We start from the raw sequence: 17,210 nt of genomic DNA, 5'->3' as shown, positions 1-17,210 counted from the left end.
GCGAAACGGGGCGTCAGCGCTGCTGCACCGCGACGCGCAGCCCGAGCGCGATGAAGATCGAGCCGATGATCTTCCCCTGCCAGCGCGCGAGCCACGCGAGCCGCTTCACGACGCGGCCGAGCGGGCGGATCGAGCACGCGATCAGCGTCGTGTAGAGCGAGCTGAGCACGACGAAGATCAGCCCGAGCACAGCGAACTGCACGAACGTCGAACCGCGCTCCGGATGCACGAACTGCGGCATGAACGCGAGGAAGAACAGCGCGGTTTTCGGATTCAGCACTTCGGCGGGAATCGCCTGCAGGTACGCCTTCAGCGGTGTGACGGACGACACCTTCGGCAGCGACGGATCGGACGGTTTCTCCAGCAGCGCGCGCACGCCGAGATAGATCAGGTACGCGGCGCCGACCAGCTTCACGACGTTGAACGCGAGCGCCGACGTCATCAGCAGCGCCGACAGCCCGACGGCCGCGAACAGCGTATGCACGAAGTCGCCGCTCGCGACGCCGAGGCCGGTCAGGATGCCGGTCTTGCGGCCGCCTTGCACGGTACGGCTCAGCACGAGCAGCACGGCGGGGCCGGGGATCAGGAACAGGCCCAGAACGACGGCCGTGAAGGTGGTCAGCGTGGTCAGGTCGAACATGGCGGCTCTCCGGCAGGTTGGCGCGGCAGGCGATCGGCGCATTGTATTCGGTTCGGCGAACGGCTGCCGACGTTGTCGCGAGCGCGTGCCGAACGCCCTTTTCAAGCTCGCCGGCACACGCAAGAACGTGATTATTCCGGCGATTTCGTATCTGAATCGCCGGCATTCCGGCGTTTTTTGGCCGAGCCAATCATCCGGTCGGATCGCCGATCACGCTGCTTGGCACGGCCTTCGGAAACCGTTCGCGAACGGGGGGCGTCCGCGGCTGCCCGCTCGATCGTCACCCGCCCAGCTCCCCCGCCAGAAAATCCACGAACGCGCGAATCCGCGCCGACATCTGGTGCCGCTGCGCATACACCGCATAGATGTCGGCGCTCGGCGTCTCGTAGTCCGGCAGCACGACGACCAGCCGTCCGTCGGCCAGATAGTCGCGGATATCCCATTCCGCGCGCATCAGGATCCCATGCCCGTCGAGCGCCCATTTCACCGCGATCTCGCCGTCGTTCGTCGTCAGGTTGCCGTCGATCCGCACGGCTTCCGTGTTGCGCGCCGCGCCGCGTCCGCTCGTCAGCCGCCAGATGCCGTAACCTTCGTCGCCCTGCCGGATGCCGATGCAGTTGTGCCGCGCCAGTTCGTGCGGCGTGCCGGGGGTGCCGTGCCGCGCGAGATACGCGGGCGCCGCGCACAGCAGCCGGCGATTCGGCGCGAGCCGCCGCGCGACGACGCGCGTGTCGGGCGGCTCGCCGAAGCGGATGCATACGTCGAACGCATCGTCGGTGAGCGGTGGCGGCATCACCGACAACTGCAGCTGCACCGACACTTCCGGATAGCGCGCGACGAAGCGCGAGATCGCCGGGCCGACGTGGCTGCGCCCGAAGCCGAGCGTCGCGTTCACGCGAAGCAGCCCCTTCGGCCGCTGCTTCGCGCTGCCGAGCAGTTCGCCGAGTTCGTCCATCTGGTCGAGGATCCGGCGCGCGTATTCGAGATACACGTCGCCCTCGGGCGTGAGCATCATGCGCCGCGTCGTGCGGTTGACGAGCGTCACGCCCGCGCGCCGCTCCATCTGCGTAAGCCGCTTGCTGACGGCCGCCGCGGTCAGCCCGAGTTCGCGCGCGGCCGCGCTCAGGCTGCCCGACGCGGCCAGCGTCGAGAAGAAGCCGAGATCGGCCGGCTGAACGGTTTCCGCCATGACGAGATTCGTGAATTAAAGTTAAAGATGCTTTGAGTATAGCGCCGGTTGCGGTACTTCCGGTTCGGTAAAGTGCGTTCACGTTCACGCTCAATCGAGGATGTCCGCATGAAGACCTACCGTATCGCGACCATTCCCGGCGACGGCATCGGCAAGGAAGTGGTGCCGGCCGGCAAGCAGGTGCTGGAAGCGCTGGCGCGCGGCAGCGACCGCTTTGCGTTCGAGTTCGACGATTTCGACTGGGGCGCCGACTACTACCGCCGGCACGGCGCGATGATGCCGGCCGACGGCCTCGACGCGCTGCGCGGCAAGGACGCGATCCTGTTCGGCTCCGCAGGCGACCCGGACGTGCCCGACCACGTGACGCTGTGGGGCCTGCGCCTGAAGATCTGCCAGGGCTTCGATCAATACGCGAACGTGCGCCCGACGCGTATCCTGCCGGGCATCGACGCGCCGCTGAAGCGCTGCGGTCCGGACGACCTGAACTGGGTGATCGTGCGCGAGAACTCGGAGGGCGAATATGCGGGCGTCGGCGGCCGTGTGCACCAGGGCCATCCGATCGAGGCCGCGACCGACGTGTCGATCCTCACGCGCGCCGGCGTCGAACGGATCATGCGCTTCGCGTTCCGGCTCGCGCAGTCGCGTCCGCGCAAGCTGCTGACCGTCGTCACGAAGAGCAACGCGCAGCGTCACGCGATGGTGATGTGGGACGAGATCGCGAAGCAGGTCGCGCAGGAATTCCCCGACGTCACGTGGGACAAGGAACTCGTCGATGCGGCGACCGCGCGCATGGTGAACCGACCGGCGTCGCTCGATACGATCGTCGCGACGAACCTGCACGCGGACATCCTCAGCGATCTCGCGGCGGCGCTCGCCGGCAGCCTCGGCATCGCCCCGACTGGCAACATCGATCCGGAACGCCGCTATCCGTCGATGTTCGAGCCGATCCACGGCTCCGCGTTCGACATCATGGGCAAGGGCCTCGCGAACCCGGTCGGCACGTTCTGGTCGGTCGTGATGCTGCTCGAGCATCTCGGCGAGACGGAGGCGGCCGCGCGCGTGATGCGCGCGATCGAGGCCGTGACGGCCGACGCGTCGCTGCATACGCGCGATCTCGGCGGCAGCGCGACCACCGCGCAGGTGACGGCTGCCGTGTGCGAGCACGTCGCGAACGCGGCGGTCGCGGCCTGACGAGACGGCGCCGGCGCGGGCGGTGGCGCGCATGCGCGGCCGTTCGTCGCCGGTCCGCCATACAACCGGAATGGCCTGCCCGCGACTCGCGCATTTCGACGCGAGCCGGGCGCCGGCCTGGAATTCACGCTGGTCGTGATGCCGGGCCGCACCACCGAGCATGCGCGGACAGCGCCACGGCTCGACCTCGAAGGAGGAGACACATGCAAGCGGATCTCGAAACCCGCGTCGCGCGGAAACTGATGTGGCGAATCATTCCGTTCGTGATGCTGCTGTACTTCGTCAGCTTTCTCGATCGCGTCAACGTCGGCTTCGCGGCGATGACGATGAACAAGGCGATCGGCCTGTCGCCGACCGCGTTCGGTCTCGGCGGCGGCCTGTTCTTCATCGGCTACTTTCTGTTCGAAGTCCCGAGCAACCTGATTCTCCATCGCGTCGGCGCGCGCATCTGGATCGCGCGCGTGATGATCACGTGGGGCATCGTGTCGGCGGTGTCCGCGTTCGCCGTCGGGCCGACGAGCTTCTACGTGCTGCGCTTCCTGCTCGGCATCGCGGAAGCCGGCTTCTTCCCCGGCATCATCCTGTATCTGAGCCTGTGGTTTCCCGCGAAGCAGCGCGCGGTGGCCGCCGCGTGGTTCATGGCCGCCGCGCCGATCTCGACCGCGATCGGCTCGCCGCTGTCGGGCGCGATCATGCAGATGCCGCCGATGTTCGGGCTCGCCGACTGGCAGATGCTGTACATCGTCGAAGCGCTGCCCGCGGTCGTGCTCGGCTTCGTCGTGCTGAAATGCCTGACCGATGCGCCGTCGAAGGCCGCGTGGCTGCGCCCCGACGAGCGCGCGTGGCTGATCGCGAAGCTGAAGTCCGAGGCCGACGCGCGGCACACGCATGCGAGGCATGCGGCCGGCGCGTGGCAGGCGCTGCGCGACCCGCGCGTGCTGGCGCTCGCGCTGATCTACTTCGGCACGTCGGCCGGGCTCTATACGCTCGGGCTGTGGGCGCCGCTGATGGTCAAGCAGTTCGGCTTCACCGCGTTGCAGACCGGCCTCCTGACCGGCATCCCGAGCATCGCTGCCGTCGTCGCGATGATCCTGTGGGCGCGGCATTCGGACCGCACCGGCGAGCGCACGTGGCACGTCGTGATGCCGTGCGTGCTCGCGTGCATCGGCTTCGTGTTCGCGGGGCAGGCGAGCACCGCGCTGCTGACCGTGCTCGCGCTGGTCGTCGTCAACATCGGGATCAGCGCCGCGAAGGCGCCGCTATGGGCGATGCCGAGCGCGTTCCTGTCCGGCGCCGGCGCGGCCGCCGGAATCGCGATGATCAACTCGATCGGCAACCTCGGCGGGTTCGTCGGGCCGTTCGCGATCGGCTGGCTCAAGCACGTGACGGGCGGATATGCGGCCGGGCTGTACGTGGTCGCGGGCACGCTCGCGGTGTCGGCGGTCGTCACGCTGATGTTGAGCCGCAGCGCCGCGCGCGAGCAGGTCGTGCCGGGCGTGCAGCAGCATCGTTGAAGATGGCACGCGTCCGCGCTCATGCATCCGGACGCACGCGTGGCGCGCCGACGATCGCATGTGGCCGAAGCCGCCGTGTCAATCGGCGGGCAGCACCGCGCGGCGAGCGATCTCCGTCGCGCACGCATCGGGCGCCGCGTTCGACGTATCGATCACGCAATCGCTGAACGCGCGCGACGCATATCCTTCCCGATACATCTCGGCGATCCGTCGCCGCTCCCAGTCAGTCAGTGCGCGCGCGCCGCGATCGGACGCCGCGACTGCTTCGGGCGGCGCGAGCGTCACGACGAAAAGACGCGCATCGCGCGCGTTGCACGCCGCGCGCAGCCGCTCGAATTCCGCTTCGCCGATCGGGTAGGCGATTACCAGGTGGCGCGCACGGGCTTGCGCGATCTGCGTGACCAGCCGCTCCAGCGCGATGGCCCACTGGACGTCGAACGGCGCGTCTTCGGGCGCGTCGTGATCGTCGCCGTCGATGAAACGTGTATCGGGCAGCACGCGTGCGAGTGCGCGTCCGATCGTCGTCTTGCCGCTGTTGATCGGTCCGTTCAGGTGGATGACGGTGAGTGGCGTGTTCGATGGACGAGTCATGAAGGGCGTGGCTGATCGGGACGCCTGCATTGTGCGCCGGCGCGAAATATTTTTGTCATGTCTGCTCCGAACGGATCAGAAGAATTATTCGATCGAGCGCCCTAAAGAACCGTCATTGCCCGCCGTTACTTCCTCGGTAGCTCACCGAAGTATTGCTGAAGCTGCACAACCACACGACCAGACAGCCGAGGGCGCCCGGCCGACGAAGCCGTGCGCATGACCGGAAAACGGGGCGCACCGATTCGATTCCACACGCACGCAATGCAGCCGACGCGTCGTCTTCCGTTGCGTGGCCGCAGCCGGTCTGCCGTGGCATGGCGCCGTCCTCTCCGCGGATGTCGTTTCACCGTTCCGTCAACAACAAGAAGCCACTCATCCAATGAAGAATTCCTCCAAAGCCACCCTGTTCGGTTGCGGCCTGCTCGTGACGCTGCTGTCCGGCTGCGTGACGTTGCCGAACACGGACATGAAGCCCGAAGCGCGCCAGAAGCTGCATTCGATCGCGATGCTCGACGTCACCGAGCCGAAGCGTGTCGCGGTCGTCAATCTCGGCGGCGCGGCAGCCGGCTTCGGCCTGATCGGCGGGCTCGCGCAAGCGGCCGTCAATGCAAGCCATACGAGCACCTACACCGATCACGTGACGGCCGGCAAGATCGTGTTCGCCCCGGACATCATGGACGGCGTGACGGGCCGCCTGACCGGCAACGGCTATCAGGTCGTGAAGCTGGCCGGCCAGAAGGCGAAGCTCGCCGACGACGGCAAGTCGGACGACTACTCGGCGATCCAGACCGACGCGGACGCGATCATGAACGTGTGGTTCACGTCGTTCGGCTATATCTCGCCGCCGAACCAGCCCGACTACATTCCGTGGGTGGTCATCCGCGCGCGCATTCTGGACGCGAAGACGAAGCAGGACATCTATTACAAGACGTTCGCGTGCGGCTACGACATCAAGGCGAACAGCGTGCACATCGACAGCGATTTCGCTTACACGTACGGCAGCTTCGGCGATCTCGAGAAGAATTTCGACAAGTCGGTGGAGGGGATCAAGTCGTGCGAGAAGTCGGTCGCGGACATGATCGGGCGGGATCTGGCGCGCACGCCGGCATCTGCATCCACATCGGCGCCGGCCAATGCGACTGCTTCCACGGCGTTGACGACGACTGCGGCCACACCGACCGCGACGGCCACGGCATCGAAATGATCGCGGCGCGCCTGCAGGAGCGTCGCGATGCGCGTTCCGGATCCGGCAGTGCCTGACGAAGAGACGGGGAGGGAAGTACTGCGCGCGGCCGGGCGGTTTTCATGCCGCCCGGCCGCTTGCGAAAGCGACGGGCTTACTCGCCGCTGTCGCCCTTGATCTGCGGCAGCGCCGACGATTCACCCGGCGTCAGCAGGCCGACTTGCGTGTACACGCGCAGCTTGTCGCGCGTATCGGTGATGTCGAGGTTGCGCATCGTCAGCTGGCCGATCCGGTCGCGCGGCGAGAACGTCGATGCGACCTTCTCCATCGACAGGCGTTCCGGCTGATACGTGAGGTTCGGCGACTTCGTGCTCAGGATCGAGTAGTCGTTGCCGCGGCGCAGTTCGATCTTCACTTCGCCGGTGATCGCGCGCGCGACCCAGCGCTGGGCCGTTTCGCGCAGCATGATCGCCTGCGGGTCGAACCAGCGGCCCTGATACAGCAGGCGGCCGAGACGGCGGCCGTTCTCGCGGTATTGCTCGATCGTGTCTTCGTTGTGGATGCCGGTGACGAGACGCTCGTACGCGATGTACAGCAGCGCGAGGCCCGGGGCTTCGTAGATGCCGCGGCTCTTCGCCTCGATGATCCGGTTTTCGATCTGGTCGCTCATGCCGAGGCCGTGGCGGCCGCCGATGCGGTTCGCCTCGAGCAGCAGCTCGACCGGGTTCTTGAACTCGACGCCGTTCAGCGCAACCGGCTGGCCGGCTTCGAAGCGCACCGTCACTTCCTCGGCGGCGATCTTCACGTCGTCGCGCCAGAACGCGACGCCCATGATCGGGTTCACGATCTTGATGCCGCTTTCGAGGCTTTCGAGATCCTTCGCTTCGTGCGTCGCGCCGAGCAGGTTCGAGTCGGTCGAATACGCCTTCTCGGCCGACATCTTGTACGCGAAGCCCGCCTGGTTCATGAACGCCGACATTTCGGCACGGCCGCCGAGCTCGTCGATGAACGTCTGGTCGAGCCACGGCTTGTAGATCTTCAGATCCGGATTCACGAGCAGGCCGTAGCGGTAGAAGCGCTCGATGTCGTTGCCCTTGTACGTGCTGCCGTCGCCCCAGATGTTGACGCCGTCTTCCTTCATCGCGGCGACGAGCATCGTGCCCGTCACGGCGCGGCCGATCGGCGTCGTGTTGAAGTACGTGACGCCGGCGGTCGTGATGTGGAACGCACCGCTTTGCAGCGCCGCGATGCCTTCGGCGACGAGCTGCGCGCGGCAGTCGATCAGGCGGGCGCCGGCTGCGCCGTATTCGATCGCGCGTTTCGGGATCGCGTCGTAATCGTCTTCGTCGGGCTGGCCGAGGTTCGCCGTGTATGCGTACGGGACGGCGCCCTTCAGTTTCATCCAGTGCAGCGCGGCGCTGGTGTCCAGGCCGCCGGAGAAGGCGATACCGACCTTCTGGCCGGTCGGGAGGCTTTCGAGAATCGTGCTCATAGGAATTACCGTGGATTGAAGCCGGTGGGATCGTATTTCGCGGAATATGCGAGTATCGGCTGTCCGGGAAGTTGGGGCAAGACCTGATTTTCGCGGCAATACGTCGCCGCGGCCGGCGCGGCGGGGCTGGCGGGCCGCTCACCGGCCGGATAATCCGTCGCGAAACGGTGCCGGACGGAAGGGGAAACGGGCGAAAACGCGCGCGGCGCATCGGCTCTCTTTGCGGGGCCGGATCGGCTCGGGCGGCGCGGATGCCATAGTCCAGGCGCCGGCCGGTCTCGGTGAAAGCAAAATGAAATATTGTCCGGTGCCGCGCGGAACCCGTCCGCCTTCGGCCCGGCCTTCAGATATTCCACGCCCGTGCGGTTTCCAGCAGCTTCTCGCGCAACTGATCCACTTCACCGGCCAGCTTCGCCGTGATCGACACGTAGCCGGACAGTTGCAGCGGCGGCACGCCGTGCGGCGCGTCAGCGGGCCGGCGGCGCGGCGCGAGCCGGCTCGGCGTGCCGAACTTGAGCGCGCGGCTCGCGCCGACCAGCGTGTCGCGGATGCGCCGGTTCACGGCCTTCATCGCGGTGCGCATGTATTCGCGGGCGGCGAGGTCGTCGCGGGCCGGCACCGCGCTCGACAGGATTTCCAGATAGCCGATGCACAGACGCAGGCTGCGCTGGATCGCTTCGAGGTGCGCGACCGGGATGTCGCATTCCTTCGACACCGACGGCATCAGCGAGCGCAGCTGCACCAGCAGCGCGCTCAGCGCGGCCATTTCCTTCAGGTGCGCGTCGTCGCTCACGGGGCGGTCGCCGGCGAGCCGCGCGTGCACGGCCGCGCACGCGCGCAGCGCGTCGGCGAGCTTGTAGCGCCACGAATAGGTCGCATAGAGCGGCAGCGCGAACGAGAACGCCAGTGCGATCACGATGCCGGCCAGCACGTTCACCGCGCGCCACAGGCCGTCGACGATCTCGTTGTCGCCGTGCCCGGCGACGATCACCATCGTGATCGCCGACAACAGCGCGATATAGCCGGCCTTGCCGATCGCGTGATACGCGCAGACGCCGCAGCCGATCGCCATCAGCAGGTAGATCACGAGCGGCGCGTGCAGAACGGAGTACAGCACGATCAGCCCGAGCCCCGCGAGCGCGCCGATCGACGTGCCGAGCGCACGTTCGGCCGCCTTCTTGCGGATGTTGCCGTGGTGCTGCAGCCCGCCGACGACGATCAGCACGGTGATCGTCGACCACTCGCCATGCGGGACGTTCAGCCCCGTCGACAACGCGATCGACACGAGGATCGCAAGCGCGACGCGCGCCGCGTGAATCAGTTTCGCGTGCCGGTAGCGGCGGTACGGGTCGAGGAGCGGGCGAAGCGCGTGGCGCAGGAAAGGCGGCAGTCGGGCAGGAAGCTGGGCGGTCATGACGGAGCGAGGGTGGCCGGAACACGCGCGGGCGGGCTGCGCGGGCCGGCGCCGCGCCGCACGCGCAGCTGACGTAACGCTAGCCGAACGCGCGCGGGCTGTCCACGGCGGCGCGGCGGAGCCGTCACGCGGCGGCATCGCATCGCGTCGGTTGGCGTCACGCGGCATCACACTGTATTGCCCGGCGTCCGGCGTCCGGCGTCCGGCGTCCGGCGTCCGGCGTCCGGTGTCCGGTGTCCAGCACCCAGCACCCAGCACCCCGGCGTCGCACGCCATCACCCGGTGTTACGCAGCATCACCGCGCATCACGCGTCGGCCGCACTCGCCTCCTCGGCGTCCGCCACGCGGTTGCGGCCGCCGGACTTCGCGCGGTACAGCGCGTCGTCGGCCTGGCGCAGCAGCGTCGCGGCGTTCGCGCGGCCGTCGGCGGCAGTCGCGATGCCGATGCTCGCGGTCACGTGCCCGTACGGGCTGCGGTCGTGCGCGATGTCGAGGCCCGCGATCGCGCGCCGGATCGCTTCGGCGACGGTCGCCGCGCCCTGCGCATCGGTGTCGGGCAGCGTGACGACGAATTCCTCGCCGCCGTAGCGCGCGACGTGGTCGCTGTCGCGGCGCAGGCAGCGCGACGCGGCTTGCGCGACACGGCGCAGCACGTCGTCGCCGGCGAGATGGCCGTAATAGTCGTTGAACGCCTTGAAATGATCGACGTCGACGAACAGCACGGACAGCGGGCGGCCGCTGCGCGACGCGTGCTGTGCCTCCTTCGCGAGCACCGCGTCGAACGTGCCGCGGTTGTCGAGGCCGGTCAGCGAGTCGGTGCGCGCGAGCCGGTACAGCTTCGATTCGGCGATCTGCCGGCGCTCGAGTTCGCGCGACAGCGCGAGCGAGCCCCACGCGATGAACGCGGTAAACAGCCCCATCAGCACGGCGGTCCAGATCGCGCGATGGCGCCACGATGCATAGATGTCGACCTCGGCGGGCGCGACGTCGACGATCAGCGGCAGATGCGCGAGATGCTTGTAAACATAGATGCGTCGCACGCCGTCGATCGCGCCGACGCCCGCGAGCGCGCCTTCCCTGCTGCGCTGCGCGTCGATGAACAGCGGCGAGTTGTGCAGGTCGACGCCAACCGTGCGCGGATCGTACGGCAGCCGCGACACCAGCGCGCCGTTGTCCTCGACGATCGCCGCGCTGCCGTGCCGGCCGACGGCGAGCCCGTCGAGCAGCGCGCGGAAGTAGTCGATGCTGAGCGTGCCGACGACGATTCCGCCGAACGTGCCGTCCGCGAGCGTGATGCGCCGGCTGAGTGCGATCGTCAGTGCGCCGCCGCGCAGCCGTGACGCGTAGGGCCGGCTGATGTAGAGGCCTTTTGCGAGCCCGTCGCGGTGCGCGGCGAAATATTCGCGGTCGGCGAAATTGCCTTGCCGCGCCGGCGACTCCGCCGAATCGATCACGATATTGCCGTGCGCGTCCATCACGAAAATGGCGCCGAGAAATGCGCCTGTGGCGGCGCGATCGAACAGCAGCCGGTGGCGCTGGTGCGGCGGCAGCGTCGCCAATTCCGGATCCGCGAGACCGTCGACGACGTTTTGTAGCGACAGATCATACAGTTCGATATTGCGGGAAATATCGCGCTCGATCAGCAGCATCAGGTTGCGCGCATTTTCGACCGCGTGGTCATACGCGTCGTGGCGCGCCTCGATCAACAGCGACGTGGAGAGTCCCCAGCTGAACACCAGCAGCACGATGCCGGCGGCCAGCACGCCGCGGGGCGACAGAATGCGCGCCACGGCCAACGCGGTGTGGCGGCGCAGCGCAGCGAGCAGCGGGTATGACTTCATCCTCGGCACGGGGCGGCGGCGGATATTTTGCGTCATCGACGATTCCGCGCGCTGAATATTTCAAATTAATCCGCATTATCTCGCGAATTCGTATATTTCGCCGCGCGATGCAAAACATGCATGTGCGAATGGCGATTCGAAATGGGTACGCATCGTTTAACGTGATCCGCATGGACGATTGATTTGAAGCAAATGCAGGTGCCGGGAAATTCGTCTGATTATTGCCCGCTGAGCCGGCTGAATTGTCGTTTTAAAACCGCCACGGCCGGCGTTCATGTCGATTCATTCCGAATATGCGCTCGGCATCGCGGCCCGCCGCGCCGATGCAGGCGGGCTTTTGTCGCGGCGCGTGGCAGCGGCCCGCTGGCGTCGCGGATAACGCATCCAACTCGTTGATTCTGCGGTGTCTGCGTGCGAGGGCCGGGCCGTCCGGACCCGCGCTGTCCCCATGACGAATCAGGTAGAATCCGCGCTTCGCCGCAGGCGCCCGCGCGCAACGCGTATCGGGGCCGCATCGAATGCATCGCAGGCGGCGCGCCGCGCCCCGCTCCTCGCATGCGCCGGCCCCGGATGCCGGCCCGCTCAACGTTCGTCTCGTTTATGTCCGCACTTCCGAAATCCGACCAACCCGGTTCGTCCGCGAACCCACCCAAGCTTCATCGCGCGCTGAAGGCGCGCCACCTGACGATGATCGCCATCGGCGGCTCGATCGGCACGGGCCTGTTCGTCGCGTCCGGCGCGTCGATCTCGCAGGCCGGCCCAGGCGGTGCGATGGTCGCGTACATGCTGATCGGCCTGATGGTCTATTTCCTGATGACGAGCCTCGGGGAAATGGCCGCGTTCATGCCGGTGTCGGGCTCGTTCGCGACCTACGGCGCGAAATACGTCGACGAAGGCTTCGGCTTCGCGCTCGGCTGGAACTACTGGTACAACTGGGCCGTGACGATCGCGGTCGAACTCGTCGCCGCGCAGCTCGTGATGCACTACTGGTTTCCGCACGTGCCGGGCGTGTGGTGGAGCGCCGCGTTCCTCGCGGTGATGTTCCTGCTCAACGCATTGACCGTGCGCGGGTTCGGCGAAGCCGAATACTGGTTCGCGCTGATCAAGGTCGTCACCGTGATCGCGTTCATCGGCGTGGGCCTGCTGATGATCTTCGGTATTCTGAAGGGCGCGCCGGGCAACGGCTGGGGCAACCTGACGGTCGGCGACGCGCCGTTCGCCGGCGGCCTGCCGGCGCTGATGGGCGTCGCGATGATCGCGGGCTTCTCGTTCCAGGGCACCGAGCTGATCGGCGTCGCGGCCGGCGAATCGGAGAACCCGCGTACGACGATCCCGCGCGCGGTGCGTCAGGTGTTCTGGCGGATCCTGCTGTTCTACGTGCTCGCGATCTTCGTGATCGGCGTGCTGATTCCGTACACCGACCCGAACCTGCTGAAGAGCGACGTGACCGACATTGGCGTGAGCCCGTTCACGCTCGTGTTCCGCCATGCGGGTCTCGCGTTCGCGGCCGGCGTGATGAACGCGGTGATCCTGACGGCCGTGCTGTCGGCCGGCAACTCGGGCATGTACGCGTCGACGCGGATGCTCTACAACCTCGCGACCGAAGGCCGCGCGCCGAAGCTGTTCGCGAAGCTGTCGCCGGGCGGCGTGCCGCGCAACGCGCTGTATGCGACGACCGCCGTCGGCGCGCTGTGCTTCTTCACGTCGCTGTACGGCGACAAGACGGTGTACCTGTGGCTGCTGAACACGTCGGGGATGACGGGCTTCATCGCATGGCTCGGCATCGCGATCAGCCACTACCGGTTCCGCAAGGGCTACGTGAAGCAGGGTTACGCGCTCGACCAGTTGCCGTATCAGTCGAAGTGGTTCCCGTTCGGCCCGCTGTTCGCGTTCGTACTGTGTCTCGTGATCGCGCTGGGCCAGGACTATCAGGCGTTCCTCGCGAACCGGATCGATTGGGCCGGCGTGGCCGCGACGTACGTCGGCATTCCGCTGTTCGTCGTCGTGTGGCTCGGCTACCGGCTGCTGAACAGGAGCCGTTTCGTGCGCTACGAGGACATGGAAATCGCGCCGTGGGTCGCCGCGAACCGCGGCGCGCACGCGCAGCGCGTCGCGAACCGCGAAACCGCAAGCTGATGCCGGCGCGGCGAGCGCCGCGCGACGGGCCGTGATACGCACTGAAGACGGGAAGCCCACGGGCTTCCCGTTTGTTTTCCGGCGGACGTTGCCGCGTAGTGCGCCGTGTCGGGCGTCACGCGCCGATGGCCAGCGCCGCGCCGTGTCCGCGAAGATCGCGCAACCCGTTTTTTTTGTCGGCTTTTCGCTGCACGGGGTCAAAGCCGGTTATATTTCCCGACCCTACCGGGCCGCAGCCCGGCCGGCGCGACGAGCGCGGCGTGGATCGGGCATCCGGCGCGCGCGTCGTGCGGCGGCCGGCGGCGCCCGGCGTTTTCATCGCTCCGGCGGCGCGTGTACGGCCGGCGGAGCGCGCAACCCAGAGGAATCCATGAGCGCATCACCCGCCGAGCGGAAGGCCGGACCCGTTTCCATCGTGCGAATCGAAGCCGCGATCAATGCGTGGCGCGAAGTGTATCCGCCGGCGCCGGACGGCGAGGACGGCTACGCGCTCGACGCCGGCAGCAACTGCCTGGCCGAACTGTACGGCGCGATGATCTGCTATCGGCTGCCGGACGTGCCGCTCGATTCGCTGAGCGACGCGCAGCGCGACGCGCTGTACGCGACCGAGGCGTGACGCGCGGCCGGCACGATGCCGCGGTGCGGGGCCGGCGAACGAACGGGAAGCCTCGCGGCTTCCCGTTTTGCTTTGCGCGGCGCGCGGGACGTCGCCGCGACCGCGCTGCGCGTCGCGGCGGGATCGGCGCCGGCTGAGGTATCGTGACGGGATCGGGAAGCAGGCGATCGACGAAGCCGGGCACGGACAGCCGGCGACGGCGACCGGTGCGGGCGCTGTCCGCGCGGGGCCGAACGAGCGTCCATTGCGTGCCCGGGAGGATTCGAACATGGAGTTGAGACATCTCCGCTACTTCGTCGCGGTTGCCGAGGAGCGGAACTTCACGCGCGCGGCCGAGCGTCTGCACATCGCGCAGCCGCCGCTCAGCCGGCAGATCCAGCAGCTCGAGGAGGCGCTCGGCGTGCCGCTGTTCGAGCGCAACGCGCGGCCGCTGAAGCTGACCGACGCGGGGCGGTTTTTCTATTCGCATGCGGTGCAGCTGCTCGCGCAGACGGCCGAGCTCGAATCGATGACGAAGCGGGTCGGCAAGATCGAGCGCAGCATGTCGGTCGGTTTCGTCGGCTCGACGCTGTACGGGATGCTGCCGAAGATCATCCGGCGCTTTCGCAGCGAGTATCCGGCGGTCGAGCTGAGCCTGCACGAGATGTCGACGATGGACCAGATCAAGGCGCTGAAGGAAGGGCGCATCGACGTCGGGTTCGGGCGTATTCGTCACGAGGATCCGAGCGTGCGGCGCGTCGTGCTGCGCGAGGAACGGATGATCGTCGCGCTGCCGGTCGGTCATCCGCTCGACGGCGCGAAGCCGGTGCTGTCGCTGCACGATCTCGTCAACGACACGCTGATCATCTTTCCGAAGGCGCCGCGGCCGAGCTATGCGGATCAGGTGCTCGCGGCGTTCCACGATCGCGCGCTGCAGCCGCGGCGCATCTACGAGACGCGCGAACTGCAGATCGCGCTCGGACTCGTCGCGATGGGCGAGGGCGTGTCGGTCGTGCCGCACAGCGTGTACGGGCTGAAGCGCGACGACATCAGCTACAAGCCGCTCGACGATCCGAACCTCGTGTCGCCAATCATCATGAGCATGCGGATGCTCGACGAATCGGAGGACATCCGCGCGATGCAGGCGCTGATCTACCGGCTCTACGACGAAGCGCAGATGGAGTATCTGCCGCCGCAGCCGCAATGAACGCGCGGACGTTGAGGGCTTGCTTGACGCGGCGCGCGCCGCCGGGCCGCCATCGCGGAAATTCGATGCGGTACGCGCGCGCGGCCGCCTTCATGCAGACGACGACATACACATGACCGACATCGTGACCGAGGACACCTGGGTCGAGACGCCGCAAGGGCGTCTCTTCGCGAAGCGCTGGCGTGTGCCGCGTGCGGCGGAAGCGGCAGTGTCCGAGCGGGCCGCACCTATGCAGGCCGCGCCTATGCCGGCCGCACCCATGCAGGTCGCACCTGTGCAGGCCGCACCCATCGTGCTGCTGCACGATTCGCTCGGCTGCGTCGAGCTATGGCGCGACTTCCCCGCGCAGCTCGCACATGCGGCGCAGCGCGACGTGATCGCGTACGACCGGCTCGGCTTCGGCCGCTCCGATCGCCATCCGGGCAAGCTCGCGACGACGTTCGTGCGCGACGAGGCCGATCACGGATTCCGCGCGCTGCTCGACCAGTGCGGCATCGAGTCGTTCGTCGCGTTCGGGCACAGCGTCGGCGGCGGCATGGCGGTCGGCTGCGCGGCCGCGCATCCTGAACGCTGCCGTGCGCTGGTGACGGTCGCCGCGCAGGCATTCGTCGAGGACCGCACGCGCGACGGCATTCGCGAAGCAGCGCAGCAGTTCGGCGCGCCCGGCCAGCTCGACCGGCTCGCGCGCTATCACGGCGACAAGGCTGAATGGGTGCTGCGCGCGTGGGTCGACACGTGGCTGTCGCCGGCGTTTCGCGGCTGGAGCCTCGACGACACGCTGCCGCGCGTGCGCTGCGCGACGCTCGCGATTCACGGTGCGCGGGACGAATACGGATCGGACGTGCATCCGAAGCGGATCGCCGCGCGCGTCGCGGGGCCATCGTCGTACCTGCTGCTCGACGGATGCGGACACATGCCGCATCGCGAGCGGACCGACGACGTACTCGCCGCGGTCGCGACGTTGCTGCGCGACGCGCCCGCGTGAGCGGAGCGCACGCTCGCGCCCGACGCGACTGGCGGGCCGAGCCCGCCGTCGCTCAGAACGACAGCTGGATCGCGAGATCGATCGCGAGCAGCGCGATCGAGCAGCCGATGCCGAGCACCACGTTCGGCAGGCGGTGCTCGAAATCGCGATGGTCGCGGCGCATCGCGGCGCCGAGCAGGAAGATTGCCTCGACGACGATCTGCAGTCCGACGAACAACAGCATCAGCAGATACTCGTAACCCATCTGCTTGAACGCGGCGAATTGCATCCCGTGATCGCGGATCCACTGACCGACGCGCAGCAGTTCGTAGACGAACAGCAGGGCGGGAAACAGGTAGCTGATGAAGTAAGTCGGCGCGGTGGCGTGCCGCAGTTCGAGGTGGAAGTGCTGATGCGTGGTAGCCATCACGAAGCCCTCCTTGCAACGCATGATTGCGGTCGCGACGGCGGCGCGGCGACGTGCGGACCAAGGGGGTGCCCGATGCATCGTGCGCGGCCGTACGACATCAGCATACTGCTGCGCGAGAAATTTCGCATCCCGCACGCAAGTTCGTTGTAAAAAACCCTGCGCGGCGCGCGGCATTTTTGGCGGCCGGCGTTCACGCCTTCGCTTGCGCGCCTTCGACGAACAGCTTCGCCACCGCCTGGAATTCCCGCTTCAGCGACAACCCGGGCACCGTCAGCCAGCGCAGCATCGCCGCGAGATACAGATGATGGAACCACGTGGCGAGCTGGTCGGCGGCGAGCGCCGGATTCAGTTCGCCCGCCTGCTGGCCCGCCGCGATCAGCTGCCGCCACACGAGCGCGATGTCGGCGCCGTTCTCCTTTGCGCCTTCCGCGTGCGCCGCGCCGATGCTCAGGAAGCGGTGCCGCAGGTACGCGAGCAGATACACGGGATGCTGTTCGCACCACGCGGCCGACGCGTCGAGCACGCACGCAAGCCGCGATGCGAACGTCTTGCGTCGCGCGACGTCGCGCTGCAGATGCGCGAGATCGCGCGCGAGTTCACTTTCCAGCCAGTGCGCGAGCACGGCTTCCTTCGTCGCGAAGTGGTTGTACAGCGTCCGCTTCGCGACGTCCGCATGCACGGCGATCTGCTCCATCGTGACGGCGTCGTAGCCGTGTGCGTCGAACAGGCGTGCGCCGGTATCGGCGAGATGCGCGAGCATCTGGATGCGCTTGCGCGCGCGGCGGCCCGGATCGTCGGTCGTCATCGGCATGGCTCCATGGCG

16 protein-coding genes are annotated in these 17,210 nt (G+C 67.6%); 8 read left to right on the top strand and 8 right to left on the bottom strand.

What is annotated here, in order from left to right; genetic code table 11:
- Positions 1-13 precede the first annotated feature (13 nt).
- Positions 14-640, bottom strand: coding sequence for a LysE family translocator (locus tag BSE24067_RS14440; RefSeq protein ID WP_151065357.1), 627 nt, complete (start codon positions 638-640; stop codon positions 14-16).
- 280 nt (positions 641-920) lie between these two features.
- Positions 921-1,829, bottom strand: coding sequence for a LysR substrate-binding domain-containing protein (locus tag BSE24067_RS14435; RefSeq protein WP_151065356.1), 909 nt, complete (start codon positions 1,827-1,829; stop codon positions 921-923).
- A 108-nt stretch (positions 1,830-1,937) separates the two neighbouring features.
- Between BSE24067_RS14435 and BSE24067_RS14430 the strand changes: the two genes are divergently transcribed.
- On the top strand, positions 1,938-3,020 hold the full coding sequence (locus BSE24067_RS14430; protein ID WP_151065355.1) for a tartrate dehydrogenase: 1,083 nt from the start codon (positions 1,938-1,940) through the stop codon (positions 3,018-3,020).
- A 203-nt stretch (positions 3,021-3,223) separates the two neighbouring features.
- On the top strand, positions 3,224-4,534 hold the full coding sequence (locus tag BSE24067_RS14425) for an MFS transporter (protein WP_151065354.1): 1,311 nt from the start codon (positions 3,224-3,226) through the stop codon (positions 4,532-4,534).
- A gap of 78 nt (positions 4,535-4,612) precedes the next feature.
- Here the strand turns inward: BSE24067_RS14425 and BSE24067_RS14420 are convergent, their stop codons facing one another.
- On the bottom strand, positions 4,613-5,125 hold the full coding sequence (locus tag BSE24067_RS14420) for an AAA family ATPase (RefSeq protein ID WP_244130463.1): 513 nt from the start codon (positions 5,123-5,125) through the stop codon (positions 4,613-4,615).
- Between the two features lie 379 nt (positions 5,126-5,504).
- Between BSE24067_RS14420 and BSE24067_RS14415 the strand changes: the two genes are divergently transcribed.
- Positions 5,505-6,329: a hypothetical protein gene (locus tag BSE24067_RS14415; RefSeq protein WP_151065352.1), complete on the top strand. Its 825-nt coding sequence runs from the start codon at positions 5,505-5,507 to the stop codon at positions 6,327-6,329.
- A 133-nt stretch (positions 6,330-6,462) separates the two neighbouring features.
- On the opposite strand, the gene argG is transcribed toward BSE24067_RS14415, so the two are convergent.
- The 3 genes from argG to BSE24067_RS14400 form a co-directional block, all read right to left on the bottom strand.
- Positions 6,463-7,800, bottom strand: coding sequence for an argininosuccinate synthase (gene argG / locus BSE24067_RS14410; RefSeq protein ID WP_151065351.1), 1,338 nt, complete (start codon positions 7,798-7,800; stop codon positions 6,463-6,465).
- 343 nt (positions 7,801-8,143) lie between these two features.
- Positions 8,144-9,214, bottom strand: a complete 1,071-nt coding sequence (locus BSE24067_RS14405; protein ID WP_151065350.1) for an FUSC family protein — start codon at positions 9,212-9,214, stop codon at positions 8,144-8,146.
- Between the two features lie 305 nt (positions 9,215-9,519).
- Positions 9,520-11,055, bottom strand: a complete 1,536-nt coding sequence (locus tag BSE24067_RS14400) for a GGDEF domain-containing protein (protein ID WP_151065349.1) — start codon at positions 11,053-11,055, stop codon at positions 9,520-9,522.
- Between BSE24067_RS14400 and BSE24067_RS14395 the strand changes: the two genes are divergently transcribed.
- The 5 genes from BSE24067_RS14395 (at position 11,046) to BSE24067_RS14375 (ending at position 15,978) form a co-directional block, all read left to right on the top strand.
- Positions 11,046-11,237, top strand: a complete 192-nt coding sequence (locus tag BSE24067_RS14395) for a hypothetical protein (RefSeq protein ID WP_151065348.1) — start codon at positions 11,046-11,048, stop codon at positions 11,235-11,237. The genes BSE24067_RS14400 and BSE24067_RS14395 overlap by 10 nt on opposite strands.
- A gap of 418 nt (positions 11,238-11,655) precedes the next feature.
- Positions 11,656-13,191, top strand: coding sequence for an amino acid permease (locus tag BSE24067_RS14390; RefSeq protein ID WP_151065347.1), 1,536 nt, complete (start codon positions 11,656-11,658; stop codon positions 13,189-13,191).
- A gap of 370 nt (positions 13,192-13,561) precedes the next feature.
- The gene (locus tag BSE24067_RS14385) at positions 13,562-13,807 is read left to right on the top strand and encodes a DUF3717 domain-containing protein (RefSeq protein ID WP_006761486.1); all 246 of its coding nucleotides are present in this window, start codon (positions 13,562-13,564) and stop codon (positions 13,805-13,807) included.
- Positions 13,808-14,075: 268 nt separating this feature from the next.
- Complete coding sequence (locus BSE24067_RS14380) at positions 14,076-14,993, top strand: LysR family transcriptional regulator (protein WP_151065346.1); 918 nt, start codon at positions 14,076-14,078, stop codon at positions 14,991-14,993.
- A gap of 112 nt (positions 14,994-15,105) precedes the next feature.
- On the top strand, positions 15,106-15,978 hold the full coding sequence (locus BSE24067_RS14375) for an alpha/beta fold hydrolase (protein ID WP_151065345.1): 873 nt from the start codon (positions 15,106-15,108) through the stop codon (positions 15,976-15,978).
- Between the two features lie 52 nt (positions 15,979-16,030).
- On the opposite strand, the gene BSE24067_RS14370 is transcribed toward BSE24067_RS14375, so the two are convergent.
- Both BSE24067_RS14370 and BSE24067_RS14365 read right to left on the bottom strand, forming a co-directional pair.
- Positions 16,031-16,384, bottom strand: a complete 354-nt coding sequence (locus BSE24067_RS14370; protein WP_057925770.1) for a hypothetical protein — start codon at positions 16,382-16,384, stop codon at positions 16,031-16,033.
- A 193-nt stretch (positions 16,385-16,577) separates the two neighbouring features.
- On the bottom strand, positions 16,578-17,198 hold the full coding sequence (locus BSE24067_RS14365) for a TetR/AcrR family transcriptional regulator (protein WP_151065344.1): 621 nt from the start codon (positions 17,196-17,198) through the stop codon (positions 16,578-16,580).
- Positions 17,199-17,210: the final 12 nt, after the last annotated feature.

The sequence above is a fragment of the Burkholderia latens genome (assembly GCF_902499045.1).
Classification (GTDB): domain Bacteria; phylum Pseudomonadota; class Gammaproteobacteria; order Burkholderiales; family Burkholderiaceae; genus Burkholderia; species Burkholderia latens.
This window is presented reverse-complemented; position numbering and strand designations above follow the sequence as displayed.

Excerpts from the sequence above, each read along its gene's own strand:
- BSE24067_RS14435 (WP_151065356.1), bottom strand. The coding sequence starts at position 1,829 with ATGGCGGAAACCGTTCAGCCGGCCGATCTCGGCTTCTTCTCGACGCTG.
- BSE24067_RS14375 (WP_151065345.1), top strand. The coding sequence starts at position 15,106 with ATGACCGACATCGTGACCGAGGACACCTGGGTCGAGACGCCGCAAGGG.
- BSE24067_RS14395 (WP_151065348.1), top strand. The coding sequence starts at position 11,046 with ATGACTTCATCCTCGGCACGGGGCGGCGGCGGATATTTTGCGTCATCG.
- BSE24067_RS14380 (WP_151065346.1), top strand. The coding sequence starts at position 14,076 with ATGGAGTTGAGACATCTCCGCTACTTCGTCGCGGTTGCCGAGGAGCGG.
- argG (WP_151065351.1), bottom strand. The coding sequence starts at position 7,800 with ATGAGCACGATTCTCGAAAGCCTCCCGACCGGCCAGAAGGTCGGTATC.
- BSE24067_RS14390 (WP_151065347.1), top strand. The coding sequence starts at position 11,656 with ATGTCCGCACTTCCGAAATCCGACCAACCCGGTTCGTCCGCGAACCCA.
- BSE24067_RS14405 (WP_151065350.1), bottom strand. The coding sequence starts at position 9,214 with ATGACCGCCCAGCTTCCTGCCCGACTGCCGCCTTTCCTGCGCCACGCG.
- BSE24067_RS14370 (WP_057925770.1), bottom strand. The coding sequence starts at position 16,384 with ATGGCTACCACGCATCAGCACTTCCACCTCGAACTGCGGCACGCCACC.
- BSE24067_RS14385 (WP_006761486.1), top strand. The coding sequence starts at position 13,562 with ATGAGCGCATCACCCGCCGAGCGGAAGGCCGGACCCGTTTCCATCGTG.
- BSE24067_RS14430 (WP_151065355.1), top strand. The coding sequence starts at position 1,938 with ATGAAGACCTACCGTATCGCGACCATTCCCGGCGACGGCATCGGCAAG.
- BSE24067_RS14420 (WP_244130463.1), bottom strand. The coding sequence starts at position 5,125 with ATGACTCGTCCATCGAACACGCCACTCACCGTCATCCACCTGAACGGA.
- BSE24067_RS14365 (WP_151065344.1), bottom strand. The coding sequence starts at position 17,198 with ATGCCGATGACGACCGACGATCCGGGCCGCCGCGCGCGCAAGCGCATC.
- BSE24067_RS14425 (WP_151065354.1), top strand. The coding sequence starts at position 3,224 with ATGCAAGCGGATCTCGAAACCCGCGTCGCGCGGAAACTGATGTGGCGA.
- BSE24067_RS14415 (WP_151065352.1), top strand. The coding sequence starts at position 5,505 with ATGAAGAATTCCTCCAAAGCCACCCTGTTCGGTTGCGGCCTGCTCGTG.
- BSE24067_RS14400 (WP_151065349.1), bottom strand. The coding sequence starts at position 11,055 with ATGAAGTCATACCCGCTGCTCGCTGCGCTGCGCCGCCACACCGCGTTG.
- BSE24067_RS14440 (WP_151065357.1), bottom strand. The coding sequence starts at position 640 with ATGTTCGACCTGACCACGCTGACCACCTTCACGGCCGTCGTTCTGGGC.